At 57.6% G+C, this 19,000-nt stretch carries 15 protein-coding genes and 1 pseudogene; 3 read left to right on the top strand and 13 right to left on the bottom strand.

Annotated features, from left to right (window positions below; all coding sequences use genetic code 11):
- Positions 1-181: 181 nt before the first annotated feature.
- The 6 genes from DB51_RS08165 to DB51_RS08190 all read right to left on the bottom strand — a co-directional run bounded on the left by DB51_RS08165 (position 182) and on the right by DB51_RS08190 (position 6,444).
- The gene (locus tag DB51_RS08165) at positions 182-1,372 is read right to left on the bottom strand and encodes an App1 family protein phosphatidate phosphatase (protein ID WP_034253146.1); all 1,191 of its coding nucleotides are present in this window, start codon (positions 1,370-1,372) and stop codon (positions 182-184) included.
- Positions 1,373-1,392: 20 nt separating this feature from the next.
- Entirely contained in the window at positions 1,393-1,797 is a 405-nt protein-coding gene (gene gcvH, locus DB51_RS08170) for a glycine cleavage system protein GcvH (protein ID WP_034253148.1), read from the bottom strand.
- A 40-nt stretch (positions 1,798-1,837) separates the two neighbouring features.
- On the bottom strand, positions 1,838-3,517 hold the full coding sequence (locus tag DB51_RS08175; protein WP_051867392.1) for a L,D-transpeptidase family protein: 1,680 nt from the start codon (positions 3,515-3,517) through the stop codon (positions 1,838-1,840).
- A gap of 142 nt (positions 3,518-3,659) precedes the next feature.
- Positions 3,660-4,766, bottom strand: coding sequence for an NAD(+) diphosphatase (gene nudC / locus DB51_RS08180; RefSeq protein ID WP_034253150.1), 1,107 nt, complete (start codon positions 4,764-4,766; stop codon positions 3,660-3,662).
- On the bottom strand, positions 4,763-5,614 hold the full coding sequence (locus tag DB51_RS08185) for an alpha/beta fold hydrolase (protein WP_051867393.1): 852 nt from the start codon (positions 5,612-5,614) through the stop codon (positions 4,763-4,765). The genes nudC and DB51_RS08185 overlap by 4 nt, the downstream gene beginning before the upstream one ends.
- A 203-nt stretch (positions 5,615-5,817) precedes the next feature.
- Complete coding sequence (locus DB51_RS08190; protein ID WP_034253153.1) at positions 5,818-6,444, bottom strand: NUDIX hydrolase family protein; 627 nt, start codon at positions 6,442-6,444, stop codon at positions 5,818-5,820.
- A gap of 251 nt (positions 6,445-6,695) precedes the next feature.
- Here DB51_RS08190 and trxA point away from each other — a divergent pair, with 251 nt between their 5' ends.
- Both trxA and DB51_RS08200 read left to right on the top strand, forming a co-directional pair.
- Entirely contained in the window at positions 6,696-7,037 is a 342-nt protein-coding gene (gene trxA, locus DB51_RS08195) for a thioredoxin (RefSeq protein ID WP_034253154.1), read from the top strand.
- 202 nt (positions 7,038-7,239) lie between these two features.
- On the top strand, positions 7,240-8,292 hold the full coding sequence (locus tag DB51_RS08200) for a resuscitation-promoting factor (RefSeq protein ID WP_156958330.1): 1,053 nt from the start codon (positions 7,240-7,242) through the stop codon (positions 8,290-8,292).
- Between the two features lie 328 nt (positions 8,293-8,620).
- Here DB51_RS08200 and DB51_RS08205 read toward each other — a convergent pair whose 3' ends face one another.
- From DB51_RS08205 to DB51_RS08235, 7 genes and pseudogenes are all read right to left on the bottom strand, one after another.
- A complete protein-coding gene (locus tag DB51_RS08205) occupies positions 8,621-10,021 on the bottom strand; it encodes an NCS2 family permease (protein ID WP_034253157.1) in 1,401 nt (466 codons plus the stop codon).
- Positions 10,022-10,378: 357 nt separating this feature from the next.
- Entirely contained in the window at positions 10,379-11,158 is a 780-nt protein-coding gene (gene pstB, locus DB51_RS08210; RefSeq protein WP_034253159.1) for a phosphate ABC transporter ATP-binding protein PstB, read from the bottom strand.
- Between the two features lie 37 nt (positions 11,159-11,195).
- Positions 11,196-12,210 (bottom strand): annotated as a pseudogene (gene pstA, locus DB51_RS08215) (phosphate ABC transporter permease PstA).
- Entirely contained in the window at positions 12,210-13,163 is a 954-nt protein-coding gene (gene pstC, locus DB51_RS08220; protein ID WP_034253162.1) for a phosphate ABC transporter permease subunit PstC, read from the bottom strand. The pseudogene pstA and the gene pstC overlap by 1 nt, the downstream one beginning before the upstream one ends.
- A 190-nt stretch (positions 13,164-13,353) precedes the next feature.
- A complete protein-coding gene (locus tag DB51_RS08225) occupies positions 13,354-14,484 on the bottom strand; it encodes a phosphate ABC transporter substrate-binding protein PstS (RefSeq protein WP_034253164.1) in 1,131 nt (376 codons plus the stop codon).
- A 376-nt stretch (positions 14,485-14,860) separates the two neighbouring features.
- Positions 14,861-15,574, bottom strand: a complete 714-nt coding sequence (locus tag DB51_RS08230) for a response regulator transcription factor (RefSeq protein WP_034253166.1) — start codon at positions 15,572-15,574, stop codon at positions 14,861-14,863.
- A gap of 111 nt (positions 15,575-15,685) precedes the next feature.
- Positions 15,686-16,975, bottom strand: a complete 1,290-nt coding sequence (locus DB51_RS08235; protein ID WP_156958288.1) for a sensor histidine kinase — start codon at positions 16,973-16,975, stop codon at positions 15,686-15,688.
- A 399-nt stretch (positions 16,976-17,374) separates the two neighbouring features.
- Between DB51_RS08235 and DB51_RS08240 the strand changes: the two genes are divergently transcribed.
- Entirely contained in the window at positions 17,375-18,892 is a 1,518-nt protein-coding gene (locus DB51_RS08240) for an MDR family MFS transporter (protein WP_051867394.1), read from the top strand.
- Positions 18,893-19,000 lie beyond the last annotated feature (108 nt).

A 19,000-nucleotide genomic window follows, 5' to 3' on the forward strand; every position in this document is an offset into this window, starting at 1 on the left:
GTCATCCATACCGAATTCAATGGCGGCCGGTATCGGCGGAATTTCCGCGATACGGCAGCTAAGCACATCCTCTTGTGCCTGTAAGCCGTCCGAAATCCCTGCGCACGTCTCCGCATAACTCCATGTACAAGTCCCCCGCACAATCGGCAACGGCTCCGCAAAGCATGCTGCCGATAGGGTTTCAGCGACGGAAGCGTCTGACGCGTTGCTGTGCGAGGAAAGGCAGCATCGTATTCATCAGATTGGAGCCTGTGGTTCCGTAGAACACCGGCACATCAGTCACCGGCATCGGCTGGGTCGCCGTGATGCCAGCCATCGCACCAATCGACTCACGTGGGCTGAGCTGGCGTATACCGATTGCCAGAATACGACCGGGATATCTGCGAGCGACCGTCGCATACGTGGTGGGGTCCTTCTGACCGTCGTCTCCAATCAGCAGGAACTTCATCTTGGGGAAGTCCGCCATCAGCTGGTCCACGAACTCGAGTTTGTGCTGCACTCCTGTGGGGATGAAGGTCTTGGGACGAGGATCGAGGTCGCGAAGCAGCAGAGGTCCTTCAGGGAAGCCGTGGTACTTGATGAAATGCCGTATGGAGCTCTCGACGTTCCAGGGCGAGGTCGACAGGTAGAAGAACGGTGCCTGAGGGTACAGATCGCGAATCTTGTTGTACAGCACGCTCATACCCGGAACCGAAATGCGTTTCTTCGGGTTCAGCAGCAGCATGTTGTAGGCCGCACGCCACAATGACGGCACCTGGGTCACCATGATGGTGTCATCGATGTCCGAAATCACGCCCAAGGGTGTGGATGCCGGATAGGTGTAGAGCGGAGCGGTGACGGGAGCACGTCGGCTGACCTGATAGGCCACTTCGTGACGACCGGGTTTCAACCTGTGCTCAGCCACCAGATCGAGGTATCCGCTGGAATCCGACAAGGCGAACTCATCGCTTTGCGAACGCTGACGATCAGGCTGGTCGTAGACTTCCGAACTGCCTATCTGCACGGTGTGCAGCCGCGTCCCATCGACGCGAATCTTGACCTGAGTGCCCGGCGCCGGAACCTTGAAAGCGCTGCGGATGCCTCTGACCGCAAGCCCCGAACGCCCGCGTTCCGGTGAAAGAGTGGTACGGCATATCAGACGCGAATAATCGGGAGTGCCGTAACCCACATAGGGTTCGACGATTGGATACCACCGAAGGTGATGGGTTATCAACGTGGAGACGAAAATCCAGAAGTTGAAAGCACCGGTCACGCCCCTTCTCGCCGAACGAATCAGCAAGGGCTTGCTTTCGATACGCTCATGCGGTTGAGCGGTGTCGAAGGTTGTGGCTGCCCTGCGGGCGCGTATGGCGGGCCTATCGGGTTGCTCCATGAATGTCCTGCTCTCGTCAATCAGTGGATAGCCTTCGCATATTCCTCTGCATCGAGCAGTTCCGGCTCGTCGTCGTCCAATTCGACCTTCAGAATCCAACCCTCGCCGTACGGGTCGTTGTTGATGATGCTCGGGTCCTCAGCCGCATCGTGGTTCACATAGCTGATGGTTCCGGACACGGGCGACACCAGGGGTTCCACCGCCTTGGACGATTCCAGTTCGACGACTTCATCGCCTGCCTCGACCTTCCCGCCGGTCTCGGGCAGATCCACGAAGACGAGATCTCCCAGCTCAGACGCCGCATACTCCGTGATGCCTATCACCGCAGGAGACGACGACGTGTCGATCCAGACATGATCCTGAGAATACTGAAGATGCTCGGGCACATCCAGGCTGGGGCCCTGCTTGCTGTCTTTATCACTCATGCCCACCAGAATACCGGCACAAGGCTACAGATGAAAGCTGTCAGCGCACAGCGGCAGTAGGCTGAGCTCCTATGACCTTGACCATGGTGCCGACCGGAGCGTTCTCGTAAATCCACTGCGCATCCGATGGAGTCATGTTGATGCAGCCGTGGGAACCGTAGTTGACCGGATCGCCTTTGGCTATGCCGGTGACGTTCCACGGGGCCGCATGGAAACCTTCTCCGCCGTTGTAGTAGCTAATCCACTTCACGCCTTTGCTGAGGTAGTCGGCTCCTCGCATATCCTGCGTCTCGTATTTGATGTTGACGAAGAACGTGCCCGGGTCCGACTCACGGTCGCCGTTCTTGCCGGTGACCACATTGAAGGTATTAACCACGGTGGTGCCCCGGTACACGGTGACGTTCTGTTTGGAGCGGTCCACCTGAATCCACAGGTCGCCGTTGGGAATATCGTATTGCGCGACCTTCGAGGTCGTGGTGTATTTCGTCACATCGGATTGGGCCTTGATCGTCGCTGCCTGGCCGGCGTCGAGATTCTTGGCCACTTCCTGCGCTGTGGCGTCGGTGTCCTTGACGGAGATGCCATTGACGCCCTTCGTGGTCACGGTCAGTACCGTGCCCTGCGTGTTCTTGACGTTCTCCTCGTTGACCGAGTCCTGATTGAGGGCGGAAGGCAGCTGCTCCTTCAGATATGCCTTCATCGCATCCTGGTTGTACGTGACGGATATCGTGCCTTTGCTCAGATCGCTGGAGAAGCTCGTCCACTGAGCGATTTCCTTCGACGGTATGGTGAAGGTCTTGCCTTCGCCGTTGTCGATGACTATGGCGTTGGCCAGCCGTCCGTTGGCGGCGTCCGCTGCCTCCTTGGCGACCTGCTCCGAAATGGGCGACTTGACCTCGCTGTACGTCACCTTGGCTTCGTATGTATCGCCTGGGTTGCTGACCAGCTTGTTCACCGCCGTCTTGACGTTGGCGATGTCCGGTGTCCGACCATCCGAACCGGCTTTGGCCACGAAGGAATTGCTCGCCGTGTCATATTCAACCGTGGCGGCATGCGCCTGATGCTCGTCGTCGACGAGTTTGCCGGTCAGAAAATCGGTCATCTTCGCGTCATCCGTGTGGACCGTCAACGGGACTGAGGCCGAGCTGAAGGGATTGACCTGAGCGAGAGCTTCGGACGATTTCGCGTTGAGCAGATTCGCAACGGTGGTCTTCTCGTCCAGCGTCACACCGAGGTCGCTGAGTTTGGCGTTCAGAGTCTTGCCGCTGTCGTCCTTGACGGTCACTGTTGACGTTGCAAAAGCGTTCTTGACTGTTGCAGTCAATGCGGCTTCGTCCTGCCCTGTCACATTCTGTCCACCGAGTGAGACCCCGGGCGCCGCCTTGCCGCTGTAATACGAACGCGCTGCGAAAAATCCGCCGACCACTGCGGCAACAAGAAGAAGCAGTGCGATCGCCGCGATGACGAGGCCCTTATGACCGTGTCGTGGAGCTTGTGTCAGCGCCTGCATGCCGGAGCCATCGACGCGAGCATCCCCGCCACCCTGAGCAGGGGGCTGCGGCACATCCAATGGGAGGAAACGGACGGTCGCTTCACCCGCATCGGAGGTTTTGGATGCATCCGTATACGGAGCCGCCGAGGTACGATGCTGTTCCCCGCCTGATTCCCCGTTCGGGAACAGCAACGACGTCTCATCATCCGTATTCTTGCCTTCGGACATAAGCAACCTTTCCTCACTTGACCGTCCACACTATACGCGAAGAATGTGCCTTCATGCCGTACAATTCGCGCTTGAGCAATACATTCGACCACTGTTTTCACAGTTGCTCCACGTATATGCCAATCGCGGTCTTCCTTTGGGATTACAGGGAATACCCCAACCATTCCTCTATCATGTACCGGGCGATGGTGGCCCTGCCGGGAGCGAGGATTTCGCCGGCTGTGAGCTTGCTCATATAGTCGTCTTTCGTCACCCACATGGCGTCAAGCGTCTCATGACCATCCACCTGGATATGCGTATCGAGTGCCCGGCCTTTGAAGGCGACCATCAGGGATGACGGGAAGGGCCAGGGCTGGGAGCCGAGATACTTCAATTCACCCACCGGAATGCCGGTTTCCTCGGCCGATTCGCGTCGTGCCGCATGTTCCAGATTTTCTCCGGCCTCAACGAATCCCGCCGACACCGAATAGAAATTCTCTGACCATGCGGCGTTCCTCTGTATCAGCAGACGGTTCGACGCGTCGACAATCGCCGTTATCGCGGCAGGTTCAATCCTGGGGAACAGCAGCCGTTTGCCGTCTTCCGGATTGTTGCAACGCTGACCCCAACCCGACAACGCCGGGCTTGTGGCGGCACCGCATCTTGGGCAGAAGCGCTGCGAGATATGCCACATGCTCAGCGTGGCCGCACTGGTCGCCAAACCAGCCTCCAATGCGGAACAGTGAGGTGCGAATCCTCTGAGTCCAACCCAATCGAGCTGCCGTTCGGCCCTCTCCAAGGCATCCGCGGATGCAGGTGCGGCGGTTTCGTCGTCCGGACCGAACGCATCGTCAGCACCCACATGGGCGGCGTCCGGGAGGGATGAATCCTCATGCGCGCGGGTGATGTCCAATGCGACATAGTCGTGAGCCTGCCCGTTCGGCACGGGGTCGCTACCGAGAAAGTACGCGTGGATACCAGGATTGTCGCGCAGCGCCTTGCTGAGATATTCGCCCGGGAAATAGGCGAGCCTCATGTGGACGGACTCGTAATCCACCAGTTCTCCCTGACCGCGCGGAACCGCGAGCATACCCTCCTTGACCAGGAACACCCGGGTGGATGCCTTTGCCAGCAGTGTTTCGATGAGATGCTCTTCGGAACGTCTGTCGACCTGGTAATCGACTCTGGACTGGGACAAGGGCAGGAATGGCAGCGCCTGCGTCAGTGCCAAAGGAGAGAACGCGGTGAGTGGGGATTGTGCGTCGTTCACTGTGCCGACCTGACTTTCCGTACCAGCGCCAGCAACGCCTGCGAGACCTCCTGCGGATGCTCCACCGCACTGAAATGGCCTGAGTCTGCGATTTTCACGAACTCCACATCGGCATTCACCATGGCTGCCGCCAACGGCCGCATCACCTCGGGCGGACTGGATGGGTCGAGGTCTCCGCTGAGCACCAGTGCAGGAGTACTGATTAGCCCAAGCTGGTCACTCTGGTCTTCCCTGCCCGCCGCCATGCGTTCCCTCCAGGCGATGCCTTCCGGTGTCTGTTCCCCTATCCAATTCTCGAAGTTCTTCACGAATCGCGGTGATTTCTTGATGGTGGAATCATTCGGCTGAGGATGTGCGAAATTCATCACGGCCTCCACATCGCCATCCCTTTCACACCGAGAGGCGACGTCGATACGGTGCCGTCTGGCCTTATCCGAATCGGCATCGGCCTTGGTGTCGCACAAAGCGATGCCTGCCACCGCGTCGGGGTGCAGACGTTGTACGGCCAGGGCCACGTATCCGCCCATCGACAGACCGACCCAGATAGCCCGGTCATGACCCTTGGCACGCAGCATATCGACGTATGCGTCCGCCAGACGATCGAGCGCCTGCGTGTAGGCTCCGTCTTCAGCCTGCTCACCGGTGCTCTGTGCGTCCGGAATGGGGCAGGCCCCGGCACCCGGCATATCCGGTGCATATATCGTGACCGGCTCCATGCCTTGCTCCGAAGCACCCTGCCCGACGAGCTCCGCCGTTTCCTCCCACATCCTGTGATCGATGGGGAATGCGTGCAGCAGCACGAGGGGCGTTCCGGTTCCTTGCGCATACACGGTATTAATGATGTCCATTACTTGCCTCATCCCTTGCTTATCCAGCATTGGGTTGTTCAACAGTGCCTATTCGAGATTGTTAACCCAAGATTGCTCATCCAACATTGATAATCCGCCAATGTTGTATCCAACGTTGGTGTATCCAGCATTGGCTTATGCAGCATGCTGCGTGTGACGTCCATATGACTTACCCGCGTGGCCGTGCGGCAGCCGTTCTGAGATCACGACAGACCAGCCCATGAAAGCGCACGCTGCAGCAGTTTGCCGTGCCCGTCGGGCATCTGCTTGATGAATTCCTCAAGTATCGGGCTGTTCGGACTCACCCATTCGACGTCCAGGGTCTCGTCTTCCGGTTTGCAGTCCCCGGCCACGGGAATCACATAGCACAGCGATATGGCATGCTGTCGTGCATCGTGGAATTCCGAGACGCCGGGGGTGGGGAAGAACTCCGCCACGGTGAAGGGCTGCAGACTCGAGGGAATCATGGGCAAAGCAAGCTCGCCAAGATCCTTCGCCACATTTCTGGCGATGGCCTCCCGCAAGGATTCATGGAACAGCACGCGTCCCGTAATCAAGGTCCGCTCGATTGCGCCGTCCTCGCACATTCTGAGCAAAGAGCCGACCTGGACGATACGCCCCAGTTCGTCGCTCCTGACCGGCACGATCTCGACATAGGCTATCGGCAGTTGATGCCTTGCCCGGTCTATATCCGCAGGTCCGAGCCAACCCGGAGGGTTGCTGCCCGATCCGCGCACAAAATCCTCAGGGGTGATGTTGTCGAATTCTCCCCGACTGCGACCGGCATCGAAATCCCCATCGTCTGGCACTTCATCATTCAGCACTGGCATACCTTCTATTATTGCCTACAACTGTGTATATGCAGGTAACGAATCCTGCATGAGATTTCTCACAGTGCTGTTGCTGCCACGGGCCGTACGCACAGGATGGGACGGCTGCACGTGTGCGCCGATAGCTGAGCCGCAGGGTAATCGGGCACGATTCTTGACTTATGGCTGTAGTGTTCATTGACAACACAGTAGTGATGCGGTGGGGCGTGCCACGCTCCGCCACCTCGCAGACTTCGGTTGAAGGAGCTCAGATGGCCACTCAGGAATTAACCTCGCAGACGTTCAACAGCACGGTTGCCGACAACGAACTCGTATTCGTCGACTTCTGGGCGACATGGTGCGGCCCGTGCAAGGCTTTCGGACCGATTTACGACAAGGCATCCGAGAAGAACGCCGACATCGTCTTCGGGAAGGTCGATATCGACCAGAACCAGGAGCTCGCCGCAGCCGCGGATATCCAGGCTGTGCCCACCTTGATGGTCACCAAGAACGGGCAGGTCATCTTCAAACAGGCGGGAGCCCTTCGAGCCTCCGATCTCGATAATCTCATCGAACAGGCCAAGCAGGCCGACGTACCTCCGGCACAGCACTGAGGTGCAGGCAAGGCGAAACGCATAACGCATATGCACGGGAAATGAAGCCAACTAGCTTTCCTGGGCATATGCGTTATCATGGAGGGGTTGTGAATTACCGGCGGCGGGTATGCGGTACCCGAGAGGAACTGGACAGTACTGCGCTAGGCAAAGAGGCGCATCCGAACCGCTGAGGATCTGTAGGTCTACATAGAGGAGCATGATGGCTAGTCACCGCAAAGAACACGTTTCACTGTTCGCGGCTCTGACGAAGCGTCAATGGACGAGACTTGTGGCGGGAAGCCTTTCAGTGGTGATGCTGATATGCGTGGGTCTGTTCTCACGAGATTTCTACGGCGAAACCCAGAAGGCAAGCGCGGGTCAGGTCACCGAATATTCTGCCACGCAGACGCAGGGGCTCACGGTTTCGCGTGACACCGTGCGCAAGGCCCTCGACCAGGGTCAGGGTGACGGCACTTCAAACACCTCATATATCAAGGTTCAGGTCAACGGCAAATCCAAAATCGTTCTCGGAGACAACTTCACCACCGTCAAATCGGTGCTGGAAGCAGGAGATATCACTCTTAACCCGGATGACACGGTGACTCCTGCCCTCGATACTCCCGTGAACGAGTCGACGGTCATCACCATATCGAGCTCTGATTCCAAAATCGAGACCTCAGAGTCCGAGATAGCGTTCAACACCATCGAGGAACAGACCGACAGCCTCCCGAGCGGAACCAAGAAGGTCCAGAGCGAAGGTCAGGCAGGGGTAATGGTGACCACAAGCCTCGTCACCGTCGCAGGAGGCAAGAACACCTCCAGCAATGTCTTCGCCTCATATGTGAAAACCGCTCCTGTGAACAAGGTCGTGCTGGTAGGCACCGGCAAGGTCGCGACTTCGACTTCTGGTTCCTCCTCATCATCATCCTCGGCTCCGGCCTCTACGACCACGGCGTCGACTTCGACCGCTCCTGTGGGCGACTCGCAAAGCATCGCCCACCAGATGGTGCTTTCGAGAGGTTGGAGCGAGAGCGACTTCACCTGTCTTGTACAGCTGTGGAACCGCGAATCCGGTTGGCGCACGAACGCGGCCAACCCATCCGGCGCATACGGTATTCCGCAGGCCCTCCCCGGCAGCAAGATGGCTTCGGCCGGCGCTGACTGGGCGACAAACCCCGCTACCCAAATCAGTTGGGGACTCGGGTACATCGCAGGTCGCTACAGCACTCCGTGCGGTGCATGGGCACATTCCCAAAGCTCAGGCTGGTACTAAATACCACTCGAACCCGGTAATACAATGGTGCGCCTTCGCTACCAAGCGGGGCGCACCATTGTATTACCGGGCAAGTGTAGATACCCGGCTCTTCTCGTTGTGGCGTGTAAGGCCGGAATACGATAATTGCACTACAAGGACGGCAATATCGTAATGATTTCTCCGAACAGCTGTCCTTGTAGTGCAGTTATCTGCGCTGGTGATGCAGTCATCATTTGGGCGACAAACCTCCCTTTGAAGGGGACGTGTACCTAGCCGCAACATAATAATCCCGTCACCACAGCAGACCTGCAGTGACGGGACGAGTGTAACCCGGCCTATGCTCCTGTCAGAGCACGGCTTGGAGAACGAAGTCGAGAACGAACAATGCGGATACACCCCAGATGATCGGATGCACGTCCTTGGCTTTGCGCTTGAAGGTCATGGTCAGGCAGTAGGTGATGAAACCTGCGGCGATGCCATAGGAGATGGAGTACGAGAAGGCCATGAACACAGCAGCGAAGAACGCTGGAATGGCGGCAGTGATGTCCTCCCAGGAGATTTCCCTGAAGGAGCTGAGCATCATGCAGCCCACGAGCACCAGCACTGGAGCGGTTGCCGCCGAAGGAATGGCGGAGACCACAGGTGCCAGCACGGCGCTGATGGCGAAGCAGATGGACACCACAACGGAGGTCAGACCGGTACGACCACCAGCGGCGATGCCTGCGGCGGACTCCACATACGTGGTGGTGTTCGACGTGCCGAGCAGCGAACCGATTGACGTCGCAGTGGCATCGGCGAACAGCGCCTTGTCCATCTTGGAGCTGAAGCCCTTGCCTGATTCGAGTTCCTTCTCATCCTGCTCGGAGAAGATGCCCGAACGACGCCCGGTGCCCACGAAGGTACCGATGGTGTCGAAGGTATCAGAAAGCGAGAAGGCGAAAATCGTGACCAGCACCAATGGCAGCTTGGCCGGATCGGAGAACAGCGCGGGGAATCCCTGATCGCTGAATATCGCCAGAACGGTCTGAGGCAACTGGCTGAACGACTCGCCAAGACCTGTTGTATGAGCCATTGAAGTAACGCCCAGCGGGATGCCGATGAGGGTGGTGATCGCTATGGCGATCACGAAACCGCCCTTGTTGAGGAAGGACAGCTTGCCGTTGAACTTGAACACGAGGAAGAAGATGGAAATCAGCAAGCCGATGAGGAACAGAACGATAGCGGGCTTGTTGAAGGTTGCCAGACCCGGATTCGCACCGGCAGCGGCCGTCTTGTCAGGGCTGAACTGGATGATGCCGACGTTGAGCAGACCCACGTAGGCGATGAAGATACCGATGCCGCCGCCGATGGCGTGCTGCAGCATGGGAGGAATCGAGCGGATAATCATCTTCCGCAGCTTGGTGGCCGTGATGACCACATTGATGAGACCGCAGATGAACACCATGCACAAGGTCTCTTGCCAGCTGAAGCCGAGACCCTTCACCACGGTGAAGGTGAAGAAGGCGTTCAGCCCCATGCCAGGAGCCAGAGCGTATGGCACGTTGGCGAACAGACCCATGATGAGCGTGCCGATGATGGCGGCGATGATGGTTGCCAGGAACACAGCGCCCCAAGGCATTCCGGTGCTCGAAAGCACTCCCGGGTTCACCACGATGATGTAAGCCATCGCGAAGAACGTCGTAATACCAGCCACAACCTCGGTAGAGACAGTTGTGCCGTTCTCCTTTAATTTGAAGAACTTCTCCATACTCTTCTTTCCCCTTACAAAATTTGACACAGATTAGATATGGATTGAACAAGGGAGAGCATAGCACCCGTATAGGTCTTGTGTATGTTTCGTGTTCTGCACAGGATGTGAATCAGGTCACAGGTCTGGTGTCACTCGATTGTGTAGGGATTTTCGGGGAAACATCGGTTGCGGCACCAGGTATTTGGCGACATTGCAACAGCTAATAATCGTGGCAACACGGCAATCCCTACACAAACGTCATTGTTTGGCATAAGGGCCGGATTTGACTGCCGTAAACGGCAATCGGGGCGTGGCACACACAACAGATGTGAGCCACGCCCCGATGCCAATTGCAGCCTGCCGCTTGCCGAGGGATCATCCGAAACGGCCGGAGATGTACCTTTCGGTGTCTTCCTCATCAGGATTCGAGAAAATCTTGTTCGTGTCGTTCATCTCGACCAGATGGCCGGGCTCCCCCACCGCACGCAGATTGAAGAAGGCCGTGTAGTCGGACACACGTGCGGCCTGTTGCATGTTGTGGGTCACGATGACAATCGTGTATTCCTTCTTCAGCTCGTTGATCAGGTCCTCGACGGCAAGCGTCGAGATTGGGTCGAGTGCCGAGCACGGCTCGTCCATCAGCAGAACCTGAGGATGGACGGCGACTGCTCTGGCTATGCAGAGTCGTTGCTGCTGTCCACCGGAAAGGCCGATACCGGGCTTATCCAGACGGTCCTTGACCTCGGCCCAGAGGTTTGCGCCTCTCAGCGCCCACTCGACCAGATCGTCAGCATCCGATTGCTTGATCTTCTTGTTGTTCAGACGCACACCTGCGAGAACGTTCTCTCGGATGGACATCGTGGGGAATGGATTGGCCCTTTGAAACACCATGCCGACATCCCTGCGCACGGATACCGGGTCCACATCCGAAGCGTAGAGATTCTGCCCTTCAAGCAGCACCTCTCCCTTGACGTATGCGCCGGGGATGATCTCGTGCATACGGTCCAGGGTCCTGAGCACGGTGGATTTTCCGCAACCGGACGGACCGATGAACGCAGTCACCTTGTTTGGTTCAACCGCCATGTTGACGTCCTCCACAGCGAGGAAGTCGCCGTAGTACACGTTCAAGTGGTTGACATCAATGCGTTGTCCCATGTGATTATTTCCTTTCCAAGCCTTGCGCCTTGGTCCTTCAGTCTTGTGTCTTAACCGCGAATACCTTCGCCACCAGTCGTCCGATGAGGTTCAACACCAGCACGATAAGAATCAGCATCAGCGCCGCTGCCCAGGCTCGTTCCATGCGAATACCCGGAAGGCACGGGGGGTTGGCCTTCAGCGCGGCGGCGGAACACGTGGCCAGACCCTGCGAGTATTCGTTGTATACGTATACAGGCAAGGTGGTCATACGCCCGCTGAAGAGATTGAGGTTCGTCGAAGGTATGAATCCCGAGGCGATGAGCAGAGGTGCCGTTTCGCCGATGACCCTGGCTATCGAGAGGATGACGCCGGAAACGATGCCGGGCAAAGCCGTGCGGAGCACGATTTTGGTAATGGTCCTCTGCTTGGTGACACCGAGCGCGTAAGCAGCCTCTCGCAAATCTCCAGGAACAATCTTGAGCATTTCCTCGGAGGTTTTCACGACGGTTGGAATCATCAGCAACGACAGCCGCCACCGAACCCACGAAGCCGTTCACCGTTCCGGGTCCGCCAAGCAGCGCGAAGAGCGAGAACGCGAACAGGCCTGCGACTATTGAGGGGATGCCGCTCATCACATCGACGAGCAGGGCAATGGATTTGGCGAGTTTGCCGTTGTTGGAGTATTCGACCAGGTAGACCGCGCACATCAGACCAATCGGAATGGAAATCACCATCGCGCCCAGGGTGATCAGCAGCGTGCCGATGATCGCATGCAGAATGCCGCCATAGCCGCCGCTCGGCGTGGGATTGCCGCCGACCACTCCTGACATGTTGTACGTCAGGAAATTCAGATTCAGTCTTGCCACACCTGAGGAAATCGTGGTCCAGAGCAGAGAGATCAGCGGAATCAACGCTACGAAGAAGGCCAGAACGATAAGCACGCGCATCGCCACGTCTTTACGTTTTCTGGCGGCGAGCGACGATCTGGTCGGTTTGAACTTATCGAAATCAATCGAAGGCATATTGTCGTCGACTGGCGCAGCAGTATTTGAAGAGATGGTATCTGACATCAGGCTGACGCTTTCTCGGTGATTCTACGGGCTAGGAAATTGACCAGGAAGGTGATGAGGAAGAGCACCAGACCTGTGGCAATCAATGTTGAGACACCCAATTCATTGGCTTCGGGGAACTGAGCCGCGATATTCGCTGCAATCGTCTGGTTCTTGGAAGCTTGAAGAATGTTGAAGGAGTAGCCGAGTCCCGGGGAGAGAATCATCAACACGGCCATCGTCTCGCCCAAGGCCCGTCCCAGGCCGAGCATCGAAGCGGATACGATGCCGGATCGCCCAAAGGGGATTACCGCGAGACGAATCATCTCCCATTTGGTGGCACCCATCGCGAGGGCCGCCTCCTGCTGCAGCCTGGGTGCCTGGACGAAAATATCCCTGGACACCGATGTGATGATCGGCAGAATCATCACTGCAAGCACCACAGCCACCGTTGCCACCGTTCTCGAAGGATTGGCGACCGGCCCTTTGAACAGCGGTATCCAACCCAGATACTTGGCGACCCACGTCCAGAACCCCGTGATATGGGGTACCAGCACCAGACCACCCCACAGGCCGTAGACTACGGAGGGGATGGCGGCGAGCAGGTCCACCACATAGCTCAGCGCCGTCGAAAGCTTCTTGGGTGCGTAGTGAGAAATGAACAGCGCTATACCCACCGAAACCGGAAATGCGAGCAGCAATGCCAGTGCCGAAACCAATACCGTTCCGAATACCAGTGGACCCACATACTGCAGGAAGTTCGTGGCCTGCCCACCGGTGAAGGACGCTATGGTCTCTTTATTCTCCTGCTGATCGCCGGTAATCATCGGCAACGCACGCATCAGCAGGAATAATGTCACGGCCCCTAGAGCCACGAGGATAAGAATACCCGCCCCAACGGCTATGCCTTTGAATACCTTGTCCGTCGTCTTGCCTGAACTGCTGTGTTCGGCAACTGCTGTTTGCGAACTCACACGTTCTCCTTCACTCGGGTCATGCCGAACGCAATCGTCTCATGCCGTCTACTCTAATAGGCAAACGGATGAATTTCCGTGAATGCGCCCTGATTCGGCAAATACCCGCGCCACGGACGATGTGTTGCTTGTCGTCTGCGACGCGGGCTCTGTCTGACATCCTTGTTGCCTCAGATGGTGTTCTTTACGCTCACTTGGTGGAGATGGCGTTGATGGACTTCATGACCTCAGCGCGCAGCGAGGCGGACATAGGAGCGCTTCCCGCGGTCTGTGCTGCGGTCTTCTGGCCTTCTTCGCTCACCACGTAGGTCAGCCACTGCTTGGCGAACTCGGCGTTCTTGGTGTCCTTGTATGCAGGGCAGGCGATGTCGTAGGAGACGAGCACCACCGGGTAGGCTCCTGCTTCCGTGGTGTTGTGGTCGAGCTTGATGACCACGCGGTTCTTCTCGGTTGCAGTGCTGTCCTTAGGCGAAGCGTCGACGACCTTAGCCGCTGCATCCGCCGAGTAGGCGACGTACTTCTCGCCGACCTTGACTGCAACGCTTCCGAGCGAGCCGACCTGCGAGGCGTCGGCGTAGCCGATGGTGCCTTCTGCCTGGGTGACGGTCGAGATGACGCCCGAAGTTCCCTTGGCGCCCTGACCGACCTGGTTGGGCCAGGTCTCTTCCACATCGTAGTTCCATGCGCTTCCGGCGGTGTCCTTGACATAGCTCAGGAAGTTCTTCGTGGTACCGGACTTGTCCGAACGGTGCACGACGGTGATCGCGAGATCGGGAAGGTCCAGCTTGGGGTTCTGAGTCTTGATCGCGTCGTCGTCCCACTTGGTGATCTTGCCGTCGAAGATCTTGGCGATGGTTTCGCCATCAAGGTTGACGTGCTTGCTTTCACCGTTCAGTCCTGCGGACTTGAGGTTGTAGACGATTGCAATCGGGGAGATGTACACGGGAACATCGAAAGCGGTTCCGGAGGCGCAGACCGACTTGGACTGTGCGACCTGATCCGCGGTAAGTGAAGCGTCTGATCCCGCCCAAGCGGTTGAACCGGTCAGGAAGGTGCTCACACCGGCTCCTGAACCTGAAGGATCATACGAGATTTTTGCATTCGGCTGCTTGGCTTCGAAGCCCGCCTGCCATGCTTCGACGGCACTCTGCTGTGACGAAGCGCCTGCTCCAGCGAATTCGCCCGAGATCTGCACCGCGGCACTGCTTGAGCTGGTGTCTTCTGCGGTTGAGCTGGTATTGTCGCCGCATGCTGCGAGCGAAGCCATCATTACCAGGCCGGAAACCGCAGCAACGGAACGGATCAACACATTCTTGCGCATAAGTTCTTTCCTCTATCATCCATAGGCGGCAATCCGCCTGTGTGTCTTTCTCTTTGGTGTTCGCGCAGCCCCTAGGCGGCGCATGTCATCAACACGGCACACTGTTATTCATGACAGCTTCTACTCTATGGTCAACCGAGAGCCGAAACAGCCCCCTAGGATGAACGGAAGATGAACAGGGATTGATTTCTTCTCCCTCTCCAACGCCCCTCAGTGCGGAGGCTACGGCAGCGAACCCGGCATGGGCTTGCCGAGAGCTCACCAAGAGATCCCGCTTTGAGATTGTCGAAACAGGAAAGCTCCGGGAAGCGATATGCGAAGCCCCCGATGCGACTGCCGGCATTGCGCCGGAAAGCACATCGGGGACCTGGAGCACCTATCGAATCTGAACGGGATCGTCTATTTTGTAGCCGAGGCCGCGCACGGTGGTGAGATATCGCGGATGGGAGGTGTCCTCTTCGATCTTCGAACGCACACGTTTGACGTGAACATCGAGGGTTTTGGTGTCCCCCACATAATCCGATCCCCATATGCGGTCTATCAGCTGATGTCTTGTCAGCACCCTGCCCTTGTTCTGCATCAGGTATTCAAGCAATTCGAATTCCTTGAGAGGGAAGAACACGCTTTCACCGTCTATCGTGACCGCGTGCTCTCCGACGAGCATCGATATCTTCCCACATACCAGTGGAGTGTCGTCCGAGGCATTGCCGCCGTCTTCGGATTCCGTGACCTTGTTGCGTCTGAGCACCGCTCTGATGCGAGCGAGCAGTTCCCGGAAGGAATAGGGTTTGGTCACGTAATCATCCGCTCCCAGCTCCAAACCGACGACTTTGTCGATTTCGGTGCCCTTCGCGGTCAACATGATGATCGGCACGCGGGACTGTTCACGAATACGCCTGCACAAGGCCGTCCCGTCGATACCGGGAAGCATCAGGTCCAGCAGCACCAAGTCCACACCGCCACGCGTGAAGACATCGAGACCTTCCTCCCCCGTCGCAGCAGCGGAAACCTCATACCCCTCGCGATTGAGCTGATACACCAAGGGTTCCCTATATGATTCTTCATCTTCGACAATAAGAATGCGAGTCATGCAGATTCATTCCTTCTGTTTGTACTGCCTGTCTGGACCACCGGTTCAGGACCCCCAACGCACCGGTGACATTCGCCTATGCAATTCTTTACCATACCCAACACCCAAGCATCAATGAGCAAGCGGCAACGTGATCGTGAACGTGGACCCTTCCCCTTCGCGCGACCACACCGAAATGGTGCCCCCGCACTCCTCCACGCAATGCTTCACGATACTCAGTCCGAGACCGGTGCCCCCGGTGGCCCGCGATCTTGCAGGGTCAACTCGATAGAAGCGCTCGAAAATCCTGCCAAGAGCCTCCTGGGGGATGCCGATGCCCTGGTCCACCACGCGGAGAATCACCGATTCATCGACTACCGACACTCCGATGACCACCCTGGTGTGCTCGGATGAATATCTGACGGCGTTCTCGATGAGGTTCTTCACCGCGGTCTTCAGCGCATCACGATTCACGGAAACAAGAACCTGCTCGGGAGTCAGACCGGACGGCCACGGGTCTCCCAAGTCTATTTGCCTGCCATCGATGGACAGATACAGCTCGATGTGCTTCGCCTCGGCCTGCACCTGATTCTCCCCTGCCGCCTCTCTGACGAGGTCCGGCACGTTGACCTTCTCGATGTCATCCGGGTGTCGTTCCTCGTCCTGCGCCTTCTGCAGGTCTATCAATCTGCCGACAAGCTCCGTCAAGCGTTCGGATTCCTTGGATATCCTCGAGCTGAAATACCGGACAGCCTGAGGATCGTCAGCCGCATCGTGAACGGTCTCGGCGAGCAACGATATCGCCCCTGCAGGTGTTTTCAGTTCATGCGAGACATTGGTGACGAAATCCCTGCGCATCTCCTCGAAACTTCGCTGCTCGCTCACATCTCGGATAAGAACCGCATACAGATTCCGGGCGATCATGCCCGAGCGCACACGTAAAAACAGCTTCCCGCTCGGCAGCGCGGTCCCCGCCTTCAGCCCGCGACCCGATGCCTGCCCGTAGGCATCGCTCTGCGCGAGTCCGACGCCTGCGGCCTTGGGCACAGGGACCTCCAGCTCGCGTTCCCTCACCAGCCCGTCGGAAACCGACCGTGACAGAATGTCGCTGATTTCAGGCGAGTTCAACGACTCCCCCGAGACAAGGCCCAGAGCCTTTGCTCCAGGGCTGCAATAGCGTATCTGCGCCCGGCCGTTGACGATCATCACCGCGTCGGGCATCACCTCTATCAGCCCCTGTTCGACCTCGGTGACGGACACCGAATCGTCGAATATCGAATGCTGGGTGCGTCGCATTTCCTCGAATCTGCGGTGTTCTCCGCGACGCCCTGCAAGAAAGCAGACTCTGCCCAGAGTCGCCGCCAGCACAAGAAGGACTACGCACAGCAGCACCAGCTGCAGCCAGGTCATATCAACGGTCATGGCGTCTCTTCTCCATATCGAACCGGAATCCGGTAACGGCTTTGGCGACGGCGGAACCACGGCAATCCGCCCACAAACGCCAGCCGTCATCCCCTCGACATCATCCGGATGTGGGCTGTTGGGATCAGATGCCTGGAACCATTCACCGGTCGTGCACAACCATCATACAAATCCCCCACACATCGGCGGTGCATCCCGTGCCATGCCGGCTTCGCGGCATCACCAGATAATTAGCGCTGTTCCTGTGCACATGACTTCGGTATCATCTATGAGCAAAGAGGTGGGCGTAGAATGTTTCGGTTGTCCGGTACGGGCTTTCATGGGCAACGGTGGATATCAGAAAGACGGGTGGGCAGCGTTTTGGTTGCACGGACAACGGCATTACGTCGCGATGAGGCAATGGTCAACGGAAAACTTTCACATGCCGCCTTGCTGTCCATAGCGATTCTCACCACGATTACCTTCGTGGGCAACTTCACCCAGTTGCAGCTGACCAGCGCACTGCCGACGATCATCTCGGATTTCCACATATCGGTCACCACCGGGCAATGGCTGACCTCGGTGTTTCAGCTGGTGATGGGCGTCATGGTCCCGCTCACCGCATACTTCACCAAACGCTTCTCGACCAGGCAGATTGTGATCACCTCGATGGTGGTGTTCACTCTGGGGTCCGTCATCAGCTGGTTGTCCGATTCCTTCGTGCTCGTGCTCGCCGGGCGCACGCTCGAAGCGGTCGGCACAGGCGTGATGTGGCCGGTGCTGCAAATTACCGTATTCTCCATCTACCCTCTTGCCAAACGCGGAATGGCAATGGGTACGGTCGGAATCGCCATGAGCGTGGCCCCGGCCATAGGACCGACGCTGGGTGGTTGGCAGACCGATTTCTCCGGTTGGCGTTCCATCTTCCTGCTGCTCGCCGTTCTGGGCGTGCTCTGCCTGCTGGCCTCGATTTTCGGCCTGCGCAATTTCAGCGAAACCGATGCCAACACCAACACCGATTTCTTCTCCGTCGCACTCTCCATCTTCGGTTTCGGCGGACTGATGTTCGGTTTCACGAATATCGAGAGCTACTCCATATTGAGCCCCGTAACCTGGCTGCCGATGGTCATTGGTCTGATAGGCATCATCTGGTTCGTCTTCCGCCAGTTTCACAAGAGCAATCCGCTGCTGAATCTCGATGTGCTGAAAAACACCCGCTTCACCATCGGTACGATATGCGCGGCCCTCTCCTTCTTTGCCTTCAGCTCGATTATGGTCATCATGCCCTTGTACATCCAGACGGATCGCGGCTTCTCGGCGACGATGAGCGGCCTGATCATGCTCCCTGGTGCCTTCGGTATGGCCATCGCACAGTTCTTTGGCGGCAGGGCTCTGGACCGTTTCGGTGCACGGCCCGTCGCCATCACGGGAAGCTGGCTCCTGCTGCTGGGAACTATCGGCATGAGTCTGGTGAGCATGGACACCTGGATATGGTGGATTTCGATATGCCAATTCCTGCGTCAGGTCGGCATGGGCTTCGTGCTGATGCCCATCACGACATGGTCGCTCAACTGTCTTGAGCCTAAGGACCTGTCCGCAGGTTCGGCGGTGACCAACACGGTACGTCAGATAGCCGGGGCCGTCGGTGCGCCCGTTCTGGTGATACTCCTCGAAGTGTTCACCACCATGCGACGCGACAGTCTGGGTCAGGCTGAAGACGCGCAGGTCATGGCAAGCGTGTTCGGCGTGCAGTGGGCCCTGCGTGTTTCCGCCGTAATCTGTCTGATCATGGCCTTGCTCATATACTTCGGGGTGAAGGGCGACGGTGCAGGCAGCGGCAGGGATATGACACGACGGGCATTGCGTCGCATGCATATCGTGCATGCACCCTCCATGCACATTCCCTCGGTGCATATGCCCTCCATGCATCTGCACTGAAGCCAGAATCACATCATCTGGGTCGGATAACAGCATCACAGGGACAGCATTTCCGAGAATTCTTGCCACGTTGCTGTCCTGGTGATGCAGTTATCTGACTCTGGCCAG

The sequence above is a fragment of the Bifidobacterium crudilactis genome, from assembly GCF_000738005.1.
GTDB lineage: Bacteria > Actinomycetota > Actinomycetes > Actinomycetales > Bifidobacteriaceae > Bombiscardovia > Bombiscardovia crudilactis.